This window comes from Salmonella sp. 741265050_HSA, assembly GCF_046569445.1.
GTDB lineage: Bacteria > Pseudomonadota > Gammaproteobacteria > Enterobacterales > Enterobacteriaceae > Salmonella > Salmonella enterica.
This window is the reverse complement of record NZ_JBKFSV010000002.1, coordinates 289530-306079: the sequence shown is the minus strand read 5'-3', so window position 1 is coordinate 306079 and position 16550 is coordinate 289530. Positions and strand designations below refer to the sequence as shown.

The following is a 16550-nucleotide window of genomic DNA, read 5'->3' as shown; positions in this document are numbered from 1 at the left end:
TTTAATGCTTCTTATATTCCGGCGCGACTTTCGCTGACCAGGCCTCAGCCTGGGTGATGGCGCCTGCGTCATAAATCGGCTGTTCATAACCCTTATCAGCATCCCGAACGCGGTAAATTTTCCAGCGTCCCTCTTCCCAACGGGTATAAACTTCCAGGTGGATGGGCGTTGACTCTGTAGCCAACAGAACATCCACTTTTTCTCCGCCGAGGAAAGGGTGTGCCTTCCCAACCCGTAACTGTGGAATCCACTCTGGCGCATAGTCCTGCGCATACATAAAATAATCAGCCCCCACAATCTCCTGTTCATAAAGGGACTGTATTAGCGCCAGGCGATGAATAACCTCTTTAGCGACGTAACGTTGCATTAAGGCGGTGGTGTCGTCAGGGGGATTCACATCGTTCGTGAACGTCGTCATCCATGAGGTATAGAACTGCTTCACGGCCTGCGTACTGTCGTAATGAGGCGCAGAGCAACTACAAAGCAACAGGATAAGCGCGACAAGGGAGAACGTTTTCATTAATTCTTCCTGTAGATGGTATATGAGGGCCTGGCTGCCCGGTAGCCCGGGCCGGCCCACATATCGCGTTGTTTAAAATCTGAATACCACTCTGTGCCATCATATATCGCCATGTGACCGCTCGGGTTTCCGCCAGCGTAAGGTTGAATAATGATGACGTCACCCTCGCGCGGCATTTCATAGGTACCAATAGCGGTGAATCCGGCGCTTCTTAACATTGGGCCATAATCTTTTGCATGATATGTATGCCCCAGCGTGATACCGCCCGCCTGAATTGCCTTTCGGGTAAATTCCGCACACCGGCCTTGAGAATGAGAACCTGCATGCGTTTTGGCATAATTAACCGCCATTCTTTTATCCCAACTCATAATGATTCCTGTTAATAAAATACGTAATAGCAATGACGTAATGCTTTAACAGTATTTGATTCGGGAAGCATGACAAATAGTGCTATTACTATTTTCAATAGAATAAGTTTAAATATTTATTAATTGTTGAGATTGATAAGTTAGGGCCAATTTATTCAACATTAACTATTATTCTGCGGTATTGGCATCATTTTTTATTTGCATATCGCCATAGCGCGACGGCCAGATCTCCTGCGGCGTGATGCTAAGCGCGTCCGCAATAATCCGTTCGGCTCTCGGCCAGGAGCGGGTAAAGACATTGCGTAGTGAATCAGGGGATAAACCGGCCTGACGAGAAAGATCTCTGAGCGTAATACCTCTTTTTTCCAGTGCACTTTTAATATCTGCACGATGCCAGTCTTGGCTTTTTGGTTCCATTCTGTAATCCTAAGAAGATGCGTTATCGGCGCCGATATTTTTAAGGTAAAAATTAGCGTGAGAAAAAGAAAGTTACTTTCTTTTTCACTCTAAGAATAGTGCCAGAAAGAAAGCAAAATTTCGCGCAAAAGAAGAAATATTTTTATTTCATCAGAGGAAAGGAAAGAAACCGATGGCAAAGGAATGGTTCACGGTTAAGGAATGTCTTGGCTTACCGGGGTTTCCGGGAAGCGAGCCTGCGGTTCGCGAACGTTTGTATAAGTACAGCGAAGGGAAAGAGGGTGTCAGGCGTAAGCGTGTTAAATCAAAGGCCGAGGAGTTTCATATATCTGTTTTCCCTCTTTATGTTCATCGTTATCTGGACGACAGCGGAGAGGAACCGACGCCAGAACCCATTTCCTTACAGGAAGCGGAGCCTGAAGATATCTGGGAGATGATGTTCAGGTTACTGACGCCAGAACAGCGCAAGCAGGTGACCGGACGGTTTAAGGTGAGAGGGATGAAAGCGGTCTTTCCCTTTCTGTTTGATGACACGCCGCCGCGTTGATACCCTGGCTGCAATTTCAAGGTTGACAAGTTTCGCGTCTCACAGGCAGACTTCACTCTCTACATTATCCTTCCGATAATGCGTAAGCGTTTAACGTTATCCAACGCACCTTAATCCTGACGTTCAGGTAGAGGGGGGCGTGGCATTTCCCCGCCTTACTCTGCATTCTGGAGTAATGCATGACAGCAGTTAGCCAAAAAACAACGACCCCGTCTGCGAATTTTTCGCTGTTCCGCATCGCCTTTGCGGTTTTTCTAACCTATATGACGGTCGGCCTGCCGTTACCCGTCATCCCGCTTTTTGTCCATCACGAACTGGGCTATAGCAATACGATGGTTGGGATCGCCGTGGGCATTCAGTTTTTTGCGACGGTACTGACGCGCGGCTATGCCGGACGGCTGGCGGATCAATATGGCGCTAAACGATCGGCGTTACAGGGGATGTTTGCCTGCGGGCTGGCGGGCGCCGCCTGGCTCCTGGCCGCGCTGTTGCCGGTTTCCGCGCCGGTAAAATTCGCGCTGCTTATTGTCGGGCGTTTGATCCTCGGATTTGGCGAAAGCCAGCTGCTGACCGGAACCCTGACCTGGGGATTGGGGCTGGTTGGCCCAACGCGTTCCGGTAAGGTGATGTCGTGGAACGGGATGGCGATTTACGGCGCGCTGGCGGCCGGTGCGCCGTTGGGCTTGCTGATCCATAGCCACTTTGGCTTCGCGGCGCTGGCGGGGACGACGATGGTTTTACCTCTGCTGGCCTGGGCATTCAACGGCACCGTGCGTAAAGTACCTGCGCATGAGGGGGAGCGACCTTCACTGTGGAGCGTGGTCGGGCTTATCTGGAAACCGGGCCTGGGTCTGGCATTGCAGGGCGTGGGTTTTGCCGTCATCGGTACGTTTATTTCACTTTATTTTGTCAGCAATGGCTGGACGATGGCGGGATTCACCCTGACCGCGTTTGGCGGTGCGTTTGTACTGATGCGCATAGTGTTCGGTTGGATGCCGGACCGCTTTGGCGGCGTGAAGGTCGCCGTTGTCTCATTGCTGGTTGAGACGGCAGGACTGCTGCTCTTGTGGCTGGCGCCGACGGCCTGGATAGCGCTGGTAGGCGCGGCGCTCACCGGGGCAGGGTGTTCATTGATTTTCCCGGCGCTGGGCGTGGAGGTTGTGAAACGCGTACCTGCACAGGTACGCGGTACGGCGCTCGGCGGCTACGCCGCGTTTCAGGATATCTCCTACGGTGTTACCGGCCCGCTGGCGGGCGTGCTGGCCACGTCATGCGGCTATCCTTCCGTATTCCTCGCGGGAGCGATCTCCGCGGTGGTTGGTATTCTGGTGACGATTTTATCGTTCCGGCGCGGCTAAGAAACCAGCCAGAAAAGCGCCAGTACAATCAACAGCGCAATAAACAACAGGCCTGGTCGCGCTGACAGATTTTTCACGGTTTCAATCATCGGCGCGAACGGGCGGTAGATGGGTTGAATGGAGAGCGGTTCCAGCTCATCAGCCTCCCGCTCTACGCGACGCAGGAAAATATGGTTAAGTAAATCCTGCACCTGGGCGGTTGTCAGCACCGTTTGCGGCTGAATTTGATAAGTGTGTTGGGCATACTCTTTGATCGCCGTGAGCTCGTCCGGCTCCAGCGGTTGTTTTAACGCAGCCTGCAGCGTATGTAGCGTAGGCGCGTGTTGTAGTGACAGCGTCTGCCGCGCCTGTAGCCATGTCGCCAGATGAGTAAACTGCTTTGCCGGAATGAGCTCGCCGCTTTTCACGCCGGAGAGTTCCAGCATTGATTGCCAGATAAGTTTGTTTGACTCGCCGGTCGCGGCCGCCAGCTTCGTCACCAACTGATTCAACGTATTATGTTCAGCAGGCAATAATGGCCGATCCGTTGCCGGACGTTGCTGCGGCTGCGGAATGGAAAGCTGTCCCTGTTGCAGGAGCGTCAGCACGTTTTTGAGTTGATCGGGCGTAAGCTGGCTAAGCGCGGTTTGACCGTATTGCTGACGGATAAAATCGCTGACGGCCTGACGATTATTCCCGACGCCAAGCAGCTCTGTTAGCTGTGAAAGCACCTGACGATTGGCGTGATTTTGCTGCGCTACGCCCAGACGCTGGGTAAGATTCTGTTCAGCGGCGGGGAAGTGGCGCGACAGTAGCGGCGCGTCATTTTTTATCCCCAGATCGTGTTTCATTCCGGCCCATACTTCCGCGCTTTGCTGCTGGGTCAGTGAAATCAGGCGCGTGATCAGCCTTTCCAGTACCGTACGCTGTTGCATGGAAAGCGGCTGCTCGCTCGCAGCGGAAAGAGGATTACGCCCTTCGCCTGGAGGCTGTGCGGGGGCGCCGGAGATGGGATGCATAATTAATTATCCTTTAACCATAAATCTGAGCAATATATGCCTGGCGGCCAGATTATGGCACACTTGTCCGGTTAACTCTCGTTCTCAAACAGGTACGACAGTCGTGAAAATTCTCGTTGATGAAAATATGCCTTACGCCCGCGAATTATTTAGCCGCCTGGGTGAGGTAAAGGCAGTGCCGGGTCGCCCGATCCCCGTTGAAGAATTGAACCATGCCGATGCGTTAATGGTGCGTTCGGTCACGAAAGTGAATGAATCGCTGCTGAGCGGCACGCCGATTAACTTCGTTGGTACTGCTACGGCAGGCACCGATCATGTGGATGAGGCATGGCTGAAGCAGGCGGGCATCGGTTTTTCAGCCGCGCCCGGCTGTAATGCTATCGCCGTGGTGGAGTATGTGTTTTCCGCGCTGTTGATGCTGGCCGAACGTGACGGCTTTTCGTTACGCGATCGCACTATAGGGATTGTCGGCGTGGGTAACGTCGGAAGCCGGCTACAGACCAGGCTTGAAGCGTTGGGTATCCGCACGTTGCTGTGCGATCCGCCACGCGCCGCACGCGGGGACGAGGGTGATTTTCGTACGCTGGATGAGCTGGTGCAGGAAGCGGATGTCCTGACTTTCCATACGCCGCTCTATAAAGACGGACCGTACAAAACGCTGCATCTGGCCGATGAGACGCTGATCCGTCGACTGAAACCCGGCGCCATTCTCATTAACGCCTGCCGCGGTCCGGTGGTGGATAACGCCGCGTTGCTGGCGCGACTTAATGCCGGGCAGCCGCTGAGCGTGGTGCTTGATGTGTGGGAGGGCGAACCGGATCTTAACGTCGCGCTACTGGAAGCCGTGGATATCGGCACGTCGCATATTGCCGGCTATACGCTGGAAGGCAAAGCGCGCGGCACCACCCAGGTCTTTGAGGCCTATAGCGCGTTTATCGGCCGCGAGCAGCATGTCGCGCTGGAGACATTACTGCCTGCGCCTGAGTTTGGTCGTATTACGCTTCATGGCCCGCTGGATCAACCGACGCTGAAAAGACTGGCGCATTTGGTGTATGATGTGCGCCGCGACGATGCGCCGCTGCGTAAAGTCGCTGGAATTCCGGGTGAATTTGATAAATTGCGTAAAAATTATCTTGAGCGCCGTGAATGGTCGTCTTTATACGTGATGTGTGACGACGAAACGGCAGCCGCCTTGCTGTGTAAGCTAGGTTTTAACGCTGTTCATCACCCGGCACATTAATGTCTTCTTAATGCTCCCTGTCGAATAATGCGACAGGGACGCTTATGTATTTCTGGAGTAAATCACCATGTCTGAAGGCTGGAACATTGCCATTCTGGGCGCAACGGGCGCCGTAGGCGAAGCCCTGCTTGAAACACTGGCTGAACGCCAGTTCCCGGTCGGTGAAATTTATGCGTTGGCGCGTCATGAAAGCGCGGGCGAGCACCTCCGTTTTGGTGGCAATTCGGTCATTGTCCAGGATGCCGCGGACTTTGACTGGACGCAGGCGCAGTTGGCGTTTTTCGTTGCCGGCGCAGAGGCATCGGCTGCCTGGATAGACGACGCGACCAATGCAGGCTGCCTGGTGATAGATTCCAGCGGTCTGTTCGCGCTGGAGCCTGATGTGCCGCTGGTCGTGCCGGAAGTTAACCCGTATGTACTGGCGGATTACCGTAACCGTAACGTGATTGCGGTCGCCGATAGTCTGACCAGTCAACTGCTCGCGGCGCTCAAGCCGTTAATCGATCAGGGGGGACTGTCGCGTATCGCCGTCACCAGTATGTTATCAGCGTCCGCACAGGGGAAAAAAGCGGTCGATGCGCTGGCCGGACAGAGTGCGAAGCTGCTTAACGGCATACCGATTGATGAAGATGATTTCTTTGGCCGCCAGTTGGCGTTCAATATGCTGCCGCTGCTGCCGGATCGTGAAGGCAGCGTGCGCCAGGAACGTCGTATCGTCGATGAAGTGCGTAAAATTTTGCAGGACGATGGCGTGATGATCTCCGCCAGTGTCGTGCAGTCGCCGGTGTTCTATGGCCATGCGCAGATGGTGAGCTTTGAAGCGCTCCGTCCGCTGGCGGCGGAAGAGGCGCGCGAGGCGTTTTCCCGCGGTGAAGATATCGTACTGTCAGAAGAGACGGATTACCCGACGCAGGTGGGCGACGCTTCCGGCAATCCACAGCTTTCTATTGGCTGCGTGCATAATGATTACGGTATGCCGGAACAAATTCAGTTCTGGTCAGTGGCGGACAACGTGCGTTTCGGCGGCGCGCTGATGGCCGTTAAAATTGCGGAGAAGCTGGTGCAGGAGTATCTGTACTGATGACCGGACAGCAATCATCGCCGGTCTATAAAATTGCGCTGGGTATTGAGTACGACGGCAGCAAGTATTATGGCTGGCAGCGTCAGAATGAAGTGCGCAGCGTGCAGGAAAAGCTGGAAAAAGCGCTCTCGCAGGTGGCAAATGAACCTATTAACGTGTTCTGCGCCGGGCGCACCGATGCCGGCGTTCACGGCACCGGGCAGGTTGTCCATTTCGAAACGACCGCATTGCGCAAAGATGCGGCATGGACGCTGGGGGTAAATGCGAATTTGCCTGGTGACATTGCCGTGCGCTGGGTGAAAACTGTACCGGATGATTTTCACGCGCGATTTAGCGCTACGGCTCGCCGTTATCGCTATATCATCTACAATCATCGACTGCGTCCTGCGGTATTAGCAAAAGGCGTGACGCATTACTATGAGCCGCTGGATGCAGAGCGGATGCATCGCGCGGCGCAGAGTCTGCTTGGCGAAAATGATTTTACCTCGTTTCGCGCGGTGCAGTGCCAGTCGCGCACGCCGTGGCGTAATGTGATGCACATCAACGTTACCCGCCACGGCCCTTATGTGGTGGTCGATATCAAAGCGAATGCCTTTGTTCATCATATGGTCAGGAATATTGTCGGCAGCCTGCTGGAAGTAGGCGCTCACAACCAGCCGGAGAGCTGGATCGCAGAGCTGTTAGCGGCCAGGGACAGAACGCTGGCGGCGGCAACGGCGAAGGCGGAGGGGCTATATTTGGTTGCGGTGGATTACCCTGACCGGTTTGACCTTCCAAAACCGCCAATGGGCCCGCTATTTCTGGCGGACTAATCCGAATCGTACACCCGAAACGTGTCGGGTAGAAAGGCAAAGACAAATATGGACCTGATCTACTTTATTATTGATTTTATTCTGCACATCGATGTGCATCTGGCGGAGCTGGTCGCGGAGTACGGCGTCTGGGTGTACGCTATTTTGTTTTTGATTCTGTTTTGTGAAACCGGCCTGGTCGTCACGCCGTTCCTGCCGGGCGACTCGCTGCTGTTTGTCGCCGGGGCGCTGGCTTCGCTGGAAACCAACGATCTCAATGTGCATGTCATGGTGGCGTTAATGCTGATCGCCGCAATTGTCGGCGATGCGGTAAATTACACGATTGGTCGACTGTTCGGCGAAAAACTGTTCAGTAATCCGAATTCGAAAATTTTCCGCCGCAGTTATCTGGATAAAACCCACCAGTTTTATGAAAAACACGGCGGTAAAACTATCATTCTCGCTCGCTTCGTGCCGATCGTCAGAACCTTTGCGCCGTTTGTGGCAGGGATGGGGCACATGTCCTATCGGCATTTTGCCGCCTATAACGTCATCGGCGCGCTGCTGTGGGTGCTGCTCTTTACCTACGCCGGTTATTTCTTCGGTACGATACCGTTGATTCAGGATAACCTTAAGCTGCTGATTGTGGGGATTATCGTGGTTTCGATATTACCTGGCGTCATCGAGATTATTCGGCATAAGCGCGCTGCGTCGCGTGCCGCAAAATAGAAAGTAACTCAGCGGTTCGACCACTTTTTTATCCAAAGTTTCGGGCTGTTATGTTTTAATGTGCAACATTCATGGTCTGTTGGGGGCAAAAATGGCATTATGCGCCCCTTATAATAAAGCTGACTAAGGTTCAGGCAGAAAGGTCACCAATGAGCTGGATTGAACGAATTAAAAGCAACATTACTCCCACCCGCAAGGCAAGCATTCCTGAAGGGGTGTGGACCAAGTGTGATAGCTGCGGTCAGGTTTTATACCGCGCTGAGCTGGAACGTAATCTTGAGGTCTGTCCTAAGTGTGACCATCATATGCGCATGTCGGCGCGCAATCGCCTGCATAGCCTGTTAGATGAAGGTTCCCTTGTGGAGTTGGGTAGCGAGCTGGAGCCAAAAGACGTGCTCAAGTTCCGCGACTCCAAAAAATATAAAGACAGACTGGCGTCCGCGCAGAAAGAAACCGGCGAGAAAGACGCGCTGGTGGTCATGAAAGGGACGCTTCACGGTATGCCGGTTGTCGCCGCCGCGTTTGAATTCGCGTTCATGGGCGGCTCAATGGGGTCTGTCGTTGGCGCACGCTTCGTTCGTGCCGTTGAACAGGCGCTGGAAGACAACTGTCCGTTAGTGTGTTTCTCTGCTTCCGGCGGCGCGCGTATGCAAGAAGCGCTGATGTCGCTGATGCAGATGGCGAAAACCTCGGCGGCGCTGGCTAAAATGCAGGAACGTGGTCTGCCCTACATCTCGGTATTGACCGATCCGACAATGGGCGGCGTTTCCGCCAGTTTTGCGATGCTGGGCGATCTCAACATCGCCGAGCCAAAAGCCCTGATTGGCTTCGCCGGCCCGCGCGTTATCGAACAAACCGTTCGCGAAAAACTGCCGCCGGGATTCCAGCGCAGTGAGTTCCTGATCGAAAAAGGCGCTATTGATATGATCGTCCGCCGCCCGGAAATGCGCCTGAAGCTGGCGAGCATTCTGGCGAAGCTGATGAATCTGCCCGCGCCGAACCCGGACGCCCCGCGTGAAGGCGTGGTGGTGCCTCCGGCGCCGGATCAGGAGTCTGAGGCCTGATAACTGAAAAGGGCAGGGCCGCAGGCTCTGCCCTTTTGCTTTTCACCGTAAAGAAGCAGCGGAATCAATGAAAAACAAATCTATACCTCAAGCTGCGTCGCCCCTGGCCTCGTGGCTTTCTTATCTGGAAAACCTGCACAGCAAGAGTATCGATTTAGGCCTTGAGCGCGTAAGCCAGGTGGCAGCGCGTCTGGACATCCTCAAGCCTGCGCCGTTCGTTTTTACCGTTGCGGGAACCAACGGTAAAGGTACGACCTGTCGAACGCTGGAGTCGGTGTTAATCGCGGCGGGATACCGTGTGGGCGTCTATAGTTCGCCTCATCTGGTACGTTACACCGAGCGCGTGCGCGTGCAGGGGAAAGAATTAGCGGAATCCGCGCATACCGCGTCCTTTGCGGAAATAGAAGCGGCGCGCGGCGATATTTCATTGACCTATTTTGAATATGGTACGTTGTCGGCATTGTGGCTGTTTAAACAGGCTAACCTTGACGTGGTGATTCTGGAGGTCGGGTTGGGCGGGCGCCTGGACGCCACGAACATTGTGGATGCCGATGTAGCGGTAATTACCAGCATCGCGCTTGACCATACTGACTGGCTGGGGCCGGATCGCGAAAGTATCGGCCGCGAGAAGGCCGGGATTTTTCGCGCGGAAAAACCCGCTATTGTCGGCGAACCGGAAATGCCGGCAACCATCGCGGATGTCGCGCAGGAGACCGGCGCGCTGTTGCGGCGTCGCGGCGTTGACTGGCGTTATGAGGTGACAGCGACCCACTGGGCGTTTACCGATGGCGACGGTACGCTTGCCGGACTGCCTTTGCCGCAGGTTCCCCAGCCGAATGCCGCCACCGCTCTGGCCGCGCTGCGCGCCAGCAGGTTGAACATTGACGAGCAGGCGATTCGCGACGGTATTGCGCAGGCTACTTTGCCGGGACGTTTTCAAATCGTGAGTGAGTTGCCGCGCGTTATCTTTGATGTCGCCCACAATCCCCACGCGGCGGAATACCTGACGGGTCGTCTGAAAATGTTGCCGAAACGCGGGCGCGTGCTTGCGGTGATTGGTATGCTGCATGATAAAGATATCGCTGGCACGTTAGCTTGGTTGAAAAGCGTGGTTGACGACTGGTATTGTGCTCCGTTAGAGGGGCCGCGCGGCGCGACGGCGGAACAACTTCTGGAACATCTGGGGAAAGGGAATGTCTATGATAGCGTCGCGCAGGCATGGCAGGCCGCTATCGACGCGGCGCAGCCAGAAGATACCGTGCTGGTGTGCGGATCGTTCCACACCGTCGCACATGTTATGGAAGTGATAGACGCGGGGAGAATCGGTGGCGAGTAAGTTTCAGAATCGTTTAGTCGGCACGATTGTGTTAGTCGCGCTGGGGGTTATTGTGCTTCCCGGTCTGTTGGACGGACAGAAAAAGCATTATCAGGATGAATTTGCTGCGATTCCACTGGTACCGAAGCCTGGCGACCGCGATGAGCCGGATATGATGCCTGCCGCAACGCAGGCGCTGCCGACACAGCCGCCGGAAGGGGCGGCTGAAGAGGTGCGGGCGGGAGATGCGGCAGCGCCATCGCTGGACCCGTCGCGCATGGCGTCTAACAATGTTGAGCTTGATCCGATACCGGTGGAGACGCCTAAACCGAAGCCGGTTGAAAAGCCGAAGCCGCAGCCTAAACCGCAACAGCCGGTTGTCGCCGCTTCCACGCCGACGCCAGCGCCGCAACCAGTCGCCGACGATAAACCTGCGCCGACCGGCAAAGCCTATGTCGTACAGTTGGGCGCGCTGAAAAACGCGGATAAAGTCAACGAGATAGTCGGCAAGCTTCGTTCCGCCGGGTTCCGGGTTTATACTTCCCCCTCAACGCCGGTACAGGGTAAAATAACCCGTATTCTCGTCGGGCCGGATGCGTCGAAAGATAAGATGAAAGGATCGCTTGGCGAGCTCAAGCAGATTTCCGGGTTAAGCGGCGTGGTGATGGGATATAGCCCGAACTAAGGCGCGTTTTGCCCGACTGCGCAGCGTTAAGGCCTACGGTGTTCATCTGGTAATAGCCGAAGTCCTGTAGGCTGGATAAGGCGTTTACGCCGCCATCCGGCAGAAGGAATAAACCTGGTATCCTGCGCTTATCAGGCCGATGGCAGCTCTTCTGGTCGTGCCCGAAGAGATAAAAAGTGTGATGGCGTTGAATATTTTTTCAGCGCCATTTTTATTTACGCGTGGGAAGGAAATCCCTACGCAAACGTTTTCTTTTTCTGTTAGAATGCGCCCCGAACAGGACGACAGGGCGTAAAATCGTGGGACATCTATGGTCTGGATTGATTACGCCATTATCGCGGTGATTGCTTTTTCCTGTCTGGTTAGCCTAATCCGCGGCTTTGTTCGTGAAGCGTTATCGCTGGTGACGTGGGGTTGTGCTTTCTTTGTCGCCAGTCACTACTACACTTACCTGTCTGTCTGGTTTACGGGCTTTGAAGACGAACTGGTTCGTAATGGGATTGCTATCGCGGTACTGTTTATCGCGACGCTTATCGTCGGCGCTATCGTGAATTTTGTGATAGGTCAGCTAGTAGAGAAGACCGGCCTGTCGGGAACTGACCGGGTGTTGGGGATCTGTTTCGGCGCACTGCGAGGCGCGCTGATTGTCGCCGCCATTCTGTTCTTCCTTGATACCTTTACCGGCTTGTCGAAAAGCGAAGACTGGAGCAAATCGCAGCTCATCCCGCAGTTCAGCTTCATCATCAGATGGTTCTTTGACTATCTGCAAAGCTCGTCGAGTTTCTTGCCCAGGACGTAACAGGTTCTGAGATGTGGCTTAACGAGGAAAATGACGTATGTGCGGTATTGTCGGTATCGCCGGTGTTATGCCGGTCAACCAGTCGATTTATGACGCGTTAACAGTGCTCCAGCATCGTGGTCAGGATGCTGCCGGTATCATCACCATTGATGCGAATAACTGCTTCCGCTTGCGTAAGGCAAACGGGCTGGTGAACGATATTTTTGAAGCTCGCCACATGCAGCGTTTGCAGGGCAACATGGGGATCGGCCATGTGCGCTACCCTACCGCAGGCAGCTCCAGCGCTTCCGAAGCGCAACCTTTTTACGTTAACTCGCCGTATGGCATCACGTTGGCCCATAATGGCAACCTGACTAACGCGCACGAGCTACGTAAAAAGCTGTTTGAAGAAAAGCGCCGTCATATCAACACCACCTCCGATTCCGAAATCCTGCTCAATATTTTCGCCAGCGAGCTCGACAACTTCCGTCACTATCCGCTGGAAGCCGACAATATTTTTGCCGCGATTGCCGCGACTAACCGTCAAATCCGCGGCGCCTATGCCTGCGTGGCGATGATTATCGGCCACGGCATGGTGGCTTTTCGCGATCCGCACGGCATTCGCCCGTTAGTGCTGGGCAAGCGTGACGTTGGCGATGGTCGTACGGAGTATATGGTCGCTTCTGAAAGCGTGGCGCTGGATACGCTGGGCTTTGAATTCCTGCGCGATGTCGCGCCGGGCGAAGCTATCTATATTACCGAAAAGGGGCAACTGTTCACGCGCCAGTGCGCGGATAACCCGGTCAGTAACCCCTGTCTGTTTGAGTACGTTTATTTTGCTCGCCCGGACTCCTTTATCGACAAGATCTCCGTCTACAGCGCTCGTGTGAATATGGGCACCAAACTTGGCGAAAAAATCGCTCGTGAATGGGAAGATCTGGACATCGACGTCGTGATCCCTATCCCGGAAACCTCCTGCGATATCGCACTGGAAATTGCCCGTATTCTCGGCAAGCCGTACCGCCAGGGATTTGTCAAAAATCGTTACGTGGGACGTACCTTTATCATGCCGGGCCAACAGCTACGCCGTAAATCCGTGCGCCGTAAGCTCAATGCTAATCGCGCGGAATTCCGCGATAAGAACGTCCTGCTGGTGGATGATTCCATCGTGCGTGGCACCACATCAGAGCAGATCATCGAGATGGCCCGGGAAGCCGGCGCGAAGAAGGTTTATCTGGCGTCCGCCGCGCCGGAAATTCGTTTCCCCAACGTCTATGGCATTGATATGCCGACCGCCAATGAGCTGATCGCGCATGGTCGCGAGGTGGATGAGATTCGTCAGATCATCGGCGCAGACGGGCTTATCTTCCAGGATCTGAACGATCTGATCGAAGCCGTGCGCGCGGAAAATCCGGATATCCAGCAGTTTGAGTGTTCGGTATTTAACGGGGTATATGTCACCAAAGACGTCGACCAGCAATACCTCGACTTCCTGGATTCATTACGTAATGACGACGCCAAAGCGGTGCTGTTCCAGAACGAAATGGAAAACCTGGAAATGCATAACGAAGGCTAATGGCTTTGCCAGCGGCGCAATGCCGCTGGCCGATGTCAATTACGCACCACGCCGAAGCGAATAGCGTATTTTTGTACTTTGTACTGTAACGTGGTGCGCGATACGTTAAGGCTGCGGGCCGCGGCGGCAATATTCCCCTGATGCGTATCCAGCGCGGTTTCTATTAAATGCCTTTCGTAGTTGGCAACCCGTACCTCCAGCGACCCTTCATACTGCGGATCGGGTGACGAGGGAAGGGGATTTTCCGGCGCGGTTTCCGGTACGCCTAAATTTAACTCGTCCTGTTCAAAAATGATGTGTTTGAGCAGCCCATCTTTTTCCTGCATGATCATGCTGCGTACAATCGCGTTTTCCAGCATCCTGACATTACCCGGCCAGGCGTGATTGAGCAGATCAGCACGCGCCGTCTCGCTTAGTCCGTGAATGTCCTGCGGCACGTCATTACGGTATTTATCAATAAAATAATTCGCCAGTAAGGGGATATCTTCCGGGCGGGCGCGCAGCGGCGGTAGCGTCAACATTCCGACGCTCAACCGATAAAAAAGATCTGCCCGCAGGCGTTCTTGTTGAATTAATTTGACGGGCGCTTCGTTCATGGCGGCAACGATCCTGACATCAGAGTGGAGTTGCTGTTGTCCGCCGAGCCGCCAGAAGGTTTTATCCTGCAAGAATCGCAGCAGCTTACTTTGCATCTCTATCGGCATGGCGTTCAGCTCATCAAGAAAGAGCGTTCCCCCGTTTGCCAGCTCCAGATAGCCCTGGCTATTTTCCGCGCCGGTATAGGCGCCGCGCACGGTGCCGAAAAGCGTACTTTCGATAAGCGTAGGCGGTAGAGCGCCGCAGTTCAGGGCGATAAATGGTTTATTCGCCCGCTTGCTGCATTGATGGATCAGGCGGGAAAATAGCTCCTTACCCGTACCCGTCTCCCCGACAATCGTCACCGGAATATTACTGGCGGCCAGCCGTTTGGCTTTGGCGATATTACTGAGCATTTCCGGGTTTTCGGTAATAATGGCATGGTGCTTCTCATGGTGATCGGCATACAGCAGTTGGTTCAGTTCTACCACCTGCTCCTGGAGCCGCCTGACGCCGGACATATTCCTGCCGATTTCGATAACGCCGACCATGCCGCCATCGCTTGCATAGAGCGGCGCGGTGGTGTGCTGATAGTCAACGGCCTGGCCTCGCGCATTGTAATAAATTTGATAATGGCCAATGTATTCCACGCCTTTTTTTAACGATGAAAGCATCGTACTTTGGGTCTCTTTCATGCCCGGATAGACATCCAGCATATGTTTTCCCATTGCCCGTTCAATACTGTAGCCGTCCAGATCCGCGCTTTCCTGATTGTAGTAAACGTATTCACCACGCTCATTAATGACGGCCAACGGCTGATGAATCAAATCGAAAAAGCGGGAAAACATCCTGAGCGCCGAGGCCAGTTCCTGATTGGTGGATGCCATACACGCATTCCTCATATCTATTGTTCATGTTGCCATTATAAAAGTGACGAATTTTCGTCGTTGTGATGAATAGTAAACTCAATGACGAAAATGAGAAATAGCTTATTTTTATAAGTAATTGATTATTTTTATAAAAAATAGTGGCATGCCTTTTGCTTTATCCCTGTAAAGAATGCGGATTTTTACCATAAACATTAAGCAGAGGGCGTTATGACTGACTCGATTATGCAGAATTACAACCAGCTACGTGAGCAGGTAATCAACGGCGATCGCCGTTTCCAGCACAAAGACGGTCATTTGTGTTTTGAAGGGGTCGATCTGGACGCTCTGGCGCGCCAGTACCCCACGCCGTTCTATGTGTTTTCTGAGCCGGAGATTATTCGTAACATTCATGAAATCCAGCAGGCATTTGCGGCGCATAAAAATACCAAAACCTTCTTTGCGTCAAAAACCTGCTCGGTCATGGGGGTGTTGAAAGCCATTCGTGACGCCGGAATTTGCGCGGAGGCAAACTCACAATATGAGGTTCGCAAGTGCCTGGAGATAGGCTTTCGTGGCGATCAGATCGTCTTCAACGGCGTGGTGAAAAAGCCTGCCGATCTGGAATATGCCATCGCCAACGATCTGTATCTTATTAATGTTGATAGCCTGTATGAGCTGGAACATATTGATGCCATCTCTCGCAAGCTGAAGAAAGTCGCCAATGTTTGCGTCCGCGTAGAGCCGAATGTTCCCTCGGCGACGCATGCGGAACTGGTTACCGCTTTCCATGCGAAGTCAGGTCTCGACCTGGAACAGGCGGAAGAAACCTGCCGCCGCATTCTGGCGATGCCTTATGTGCATTTGCGCGGCTTGCATATGCATGTGGGCGATCAGGTGCCGGAGTCAGAGCCTTTCGCAAAAGCGACTAAAGTGCTGGTGGATGAATCCCGTCGCCTGGAAGAGGTGCTCGGTATTAAATTTGATTTGATCAACGTAGGCGGCGGAATTCCGGTTCCCTATAAATATGACGATGAGAATGGCGACCCGTTAAAAGATAATATGTATGCCGGTATTACCGCCCAGGATTTTGCCGATGCGGTCATTCGCGAAGTGCATAAATGGCGTACCGATGTGGAAATATGTATTGAACCTGGACGTAAAGTGACCGGGTCGGCGGCGGTTTTACTGACGGAAGTCTCCTGCGAAAAACGTAAAACAAATTACGATCTTAACGGCAATGTGGAATGCCACGTTGAATGGAAATTTGTCGACGCTGGTTACAGCGTACTCTCTGACAGCCAGCATTTTGACTGGTTCTTTTACGTCTATAACGCCTCTCGCATGACGGCAGCGCACGACGCCTGGATAAAATTAGCCGGGCCGCTGTGTGATGGCGGAGATTATTTCCACATGGGAGTGAAAGGCGAAGAGTTTTTACTGCCGAAGGAGACTCATGTTGGCGATATTGTCGCGTTTCTTGATGCCGGGGCATACACCATTGAAAGTCAAACCGTTTATAACAACCGTCCGCGCACGGGCGTGGTGATGATCGATAAAAATGGTGAGACGCGTCTGATTCGTCGGGAAGACAGTTACGAAGACATGGTCAAGTACGACATTTATTAATACTGTTTTGGG

At 53.6% G+C, this 16550-nt stretch carries 17 protein-coding genes; 12 read left to right on the top strand and 5 right to left on the bottom strand.

Annotated features, from left to right (window positions below):
• Position 1: 1 nt before the first annotated feature.
• The 3 genes from ACLD4F_RS07110 to ACLD4F_RS07100 form a co-directional block, all read right to left on the bottom strand.
• Positions 2 to 520: a YbjP/YqhG family protein gene (locus ACLD4F_RS07110; protein ID WP_023218363.1), complete on the bottom strand. Its 519-nt coding sequence runs from the start codon at positions 518 to 520 to the stop codon at positions 2 to 4.
• The gene (locus ACLD4F_RS07105; RefSeq protein WP_000118256.1) at positions 520 to 888 is read right to left on the bottom strand and encodes an NlpC/P60 family protein; all 369 of its coding nucleotides are present in this window, start codon (positions 886 to 888) and stop codon (positions 520 to 522) included. Before ACLD4F_RS07105 ends, ACLD4F_RS07110 begins: the two co-directional genes overlap by 1 nt.
• 168 nt (positions 889 to 1056) lie before the next feature.
• On the bottom strand, positions 1057 to 1305 hold the full coding sequence (locus tag ACLD4F_RS07100; RefSeq protein ID WP_076726948.1) for a transcriptional regulator: 249 nt from the start codon (positions 1303 to 1305) through the stop codon (positions 1057 to 1059).
• 172 nt (positions 1306 to 1477) lie between these two features.
• Here ACLD4F_RS07100 and ACLD4F_RS07095 point away from each other — a divergent pair, with 172 nt between their 5' ends.
• Positions 1478 to 1852: a hypothetical protein gene (locus ACLD4F_RS07095; protein ID WP_001051266.1), complete on the top strand. Its 375-nt coding sequence runs from the start codon at positions 1478 to 1480 to the stop codon at positions 1850 to 1852.
• Positions 1853 to 2031: 179 nt separating this feature from the next.
• The gene (locus tag ACLD4F_RS07090) at positions 2032 to 3210 is read left to right on the top strand and encodes an MFS transporter (RefSeq protein ID WP_079944059.1); all 1179 of its coding nucleotides are present in this window, start codon (positions 2032 to 2034) and stop codon (positions 3208 to 3210) included.
• Here ACLD4F_RS07090 and flk read toward each other — a convergent pair.
• A complete protein-coding gene (gene flk / locus ACLD4F_RS07085) occupies positions 3207 to 4208 on the bottom strand; it encodes a flagella biosynthesis regulator Flk (RefSeq protein ID WP_023219862.1) in 1002 nt (333 codons plus the stop codon). The two genes, ACLD4F_RS07090 and flk, sit on opposite strands and share 4 nt — an antisense overlap.
• Before the next feature lie 103 nt (positions 4209 to 4311).
• Between flk and pdxB the strand changes: the two genes are divergently transcribed.
• From pdxB to purF, 9 genes are all read left to right on the top strand, one after another.
• Complete coding sequence (gene pdxB, locus ACLD4F_RS07080) at positions 4312 to 5448, top strand: 4-phosphoerythronate dehydrogenase PdxB (protein WP_000699176.1); 1137 nt, start codon at positions 4312 to 4314, stop codon at positions 5446 to 5448.
• Positions 5449 to 5515: 67 nt separating this feature from the next.
• The gene (locus ACLD4F_RS07075) at positions 5516 to 6529 is read left to right on the top strand and encodes an aspartate-semialdehyde dehydrogenase (RefSeq protein WP_411010751.1); all 1014 of its coding nucleotides are present in this window, start codon (positions 5516 to 5518) and stop codon (positions 6527 to 6529) included.
• Positions 6529 to 7341 carry a tRNA pseudouridine(38-40) synthase TruA gene (gene truA / locus ACLD4F_RS07070; RefSeq protein WP_079981406.1) on the top strand — a complete coding sequence of 271 codons (813 nt, stop codon included), beginning with the start codon at positions 6529 to 6531 and terminating at the stop codon, positions 7339 to 7341. The genes ACLD4F_RS07075 and truA overlap by 1 nt, the downstream gene beginning before the upstream one ends.
• Before the next feature lie 48 nt (positions 7342 to 7389).
• A complete protein-coding gene (locus tag ACLD4F_RS07065) occupies positions 7390 to 8049 on the top strand; it encodes a DedA family protein (protein ID WP_000364317.1) in 660 nt (219 codons plus the stop codon).
• Between the two features lie 149 nt (positions 8050 to 8198).
• Entirely contained in the window at positions 8199 to 9113 is a 915-nt protein-coding gene (gene accD, locus ACLD4F_RS07060) for an acetyl-CoA carboxylase, carboxyltransferase subunit beta (RefSeq protein ID WP_000118383.1), read from the top strand.
• A gap of 67 nt (positions 9114 to 9180) precedes the next feature.
• Positions 9181 to 10449, top strand: coding sequence for a bifunctional tetrahydrofolate synthase/dihydrofolate synthase (folC, locus tag ACLD4F_RS07055; protein WP_079944963.1), 1269 nt, complete (start codon positions 9181 to 9183; stop codon positions 10447 to 10449).
• Positions 10439 to 11113, top strand: a complete 675-nt coding sequence (gene dedD / locus ACLD4F_RS07050; protein WP_000157037.1) for a cell division protein DedD — start codon at positions 10439 to 10441, stop codon at positions 11111 to 11113. Before folC ends, dedD begins: the two co-directional genes overlap by 11 nt.
• A 310-nt stretch (positions 11114 to 11423) precedes the next feature.
• Positions 11424 to 11912, top strand: a complete 489-nt coding sequence (gene cvpA, locus ACLD4F_RS07045) for a colicin V production protein (RefSeq protein ID WP_000262102.1) — start codon at positions 11424 to 11426, stop codon at positions 11910 to 11912.
• Between the two features lie 37 nt (positions 11913 to 11949).
• On the top strand, positions 11950 to 13467 hold the full coding sequence (gene purF / locus ACLD4F_RS07040) for an amidophosphoribosyltransferase (RefSeq protein ID WP_000334205.1): 1518 nt from the start codon (positions 11950 to 11952) through the stop codon (positions 13465 to 13467).
• A gap of 35 nt (positions 13468 to 13502) precedes the next feature.
• Here the strand turns inward: purF and ACLD4F_RS07035 are convergent, their stop codons facing one another.
• Positions 13503 to 14930, bottom strand: coding sequence for a sigma-54 interaction domain-containing protein (locus tag ACLD4F_RS07035; RefSeq protein WP_000168925.1), 1428 nt, complete (start codon positions 14928 to 14930; stop codon positions 13503 to 13505).
• Positions 14931 to 15140: 210 nt separating this feature from the next.
• Here ACLD4F_RS07035 and ACLD4F_RS07030 point away from each other — a divergent pair, with 210 nt between their 5' ends.
• Positions 15141 to 16538 carry a diaminopimelate decarboxylase family protein gene (locus tag ACLD4F_RS07030; RefSeq protein WP_000132306.1) on the top strand — a complete coding sequence of 466 codons (1398 nt, stop codon included), beginning with the start codon at positions 15141 to 15143 and terminating at the stop codon, positions 16536 to 16538.
• Positions 16539 to 16550 lie beyond the last annotated feature (12 nt).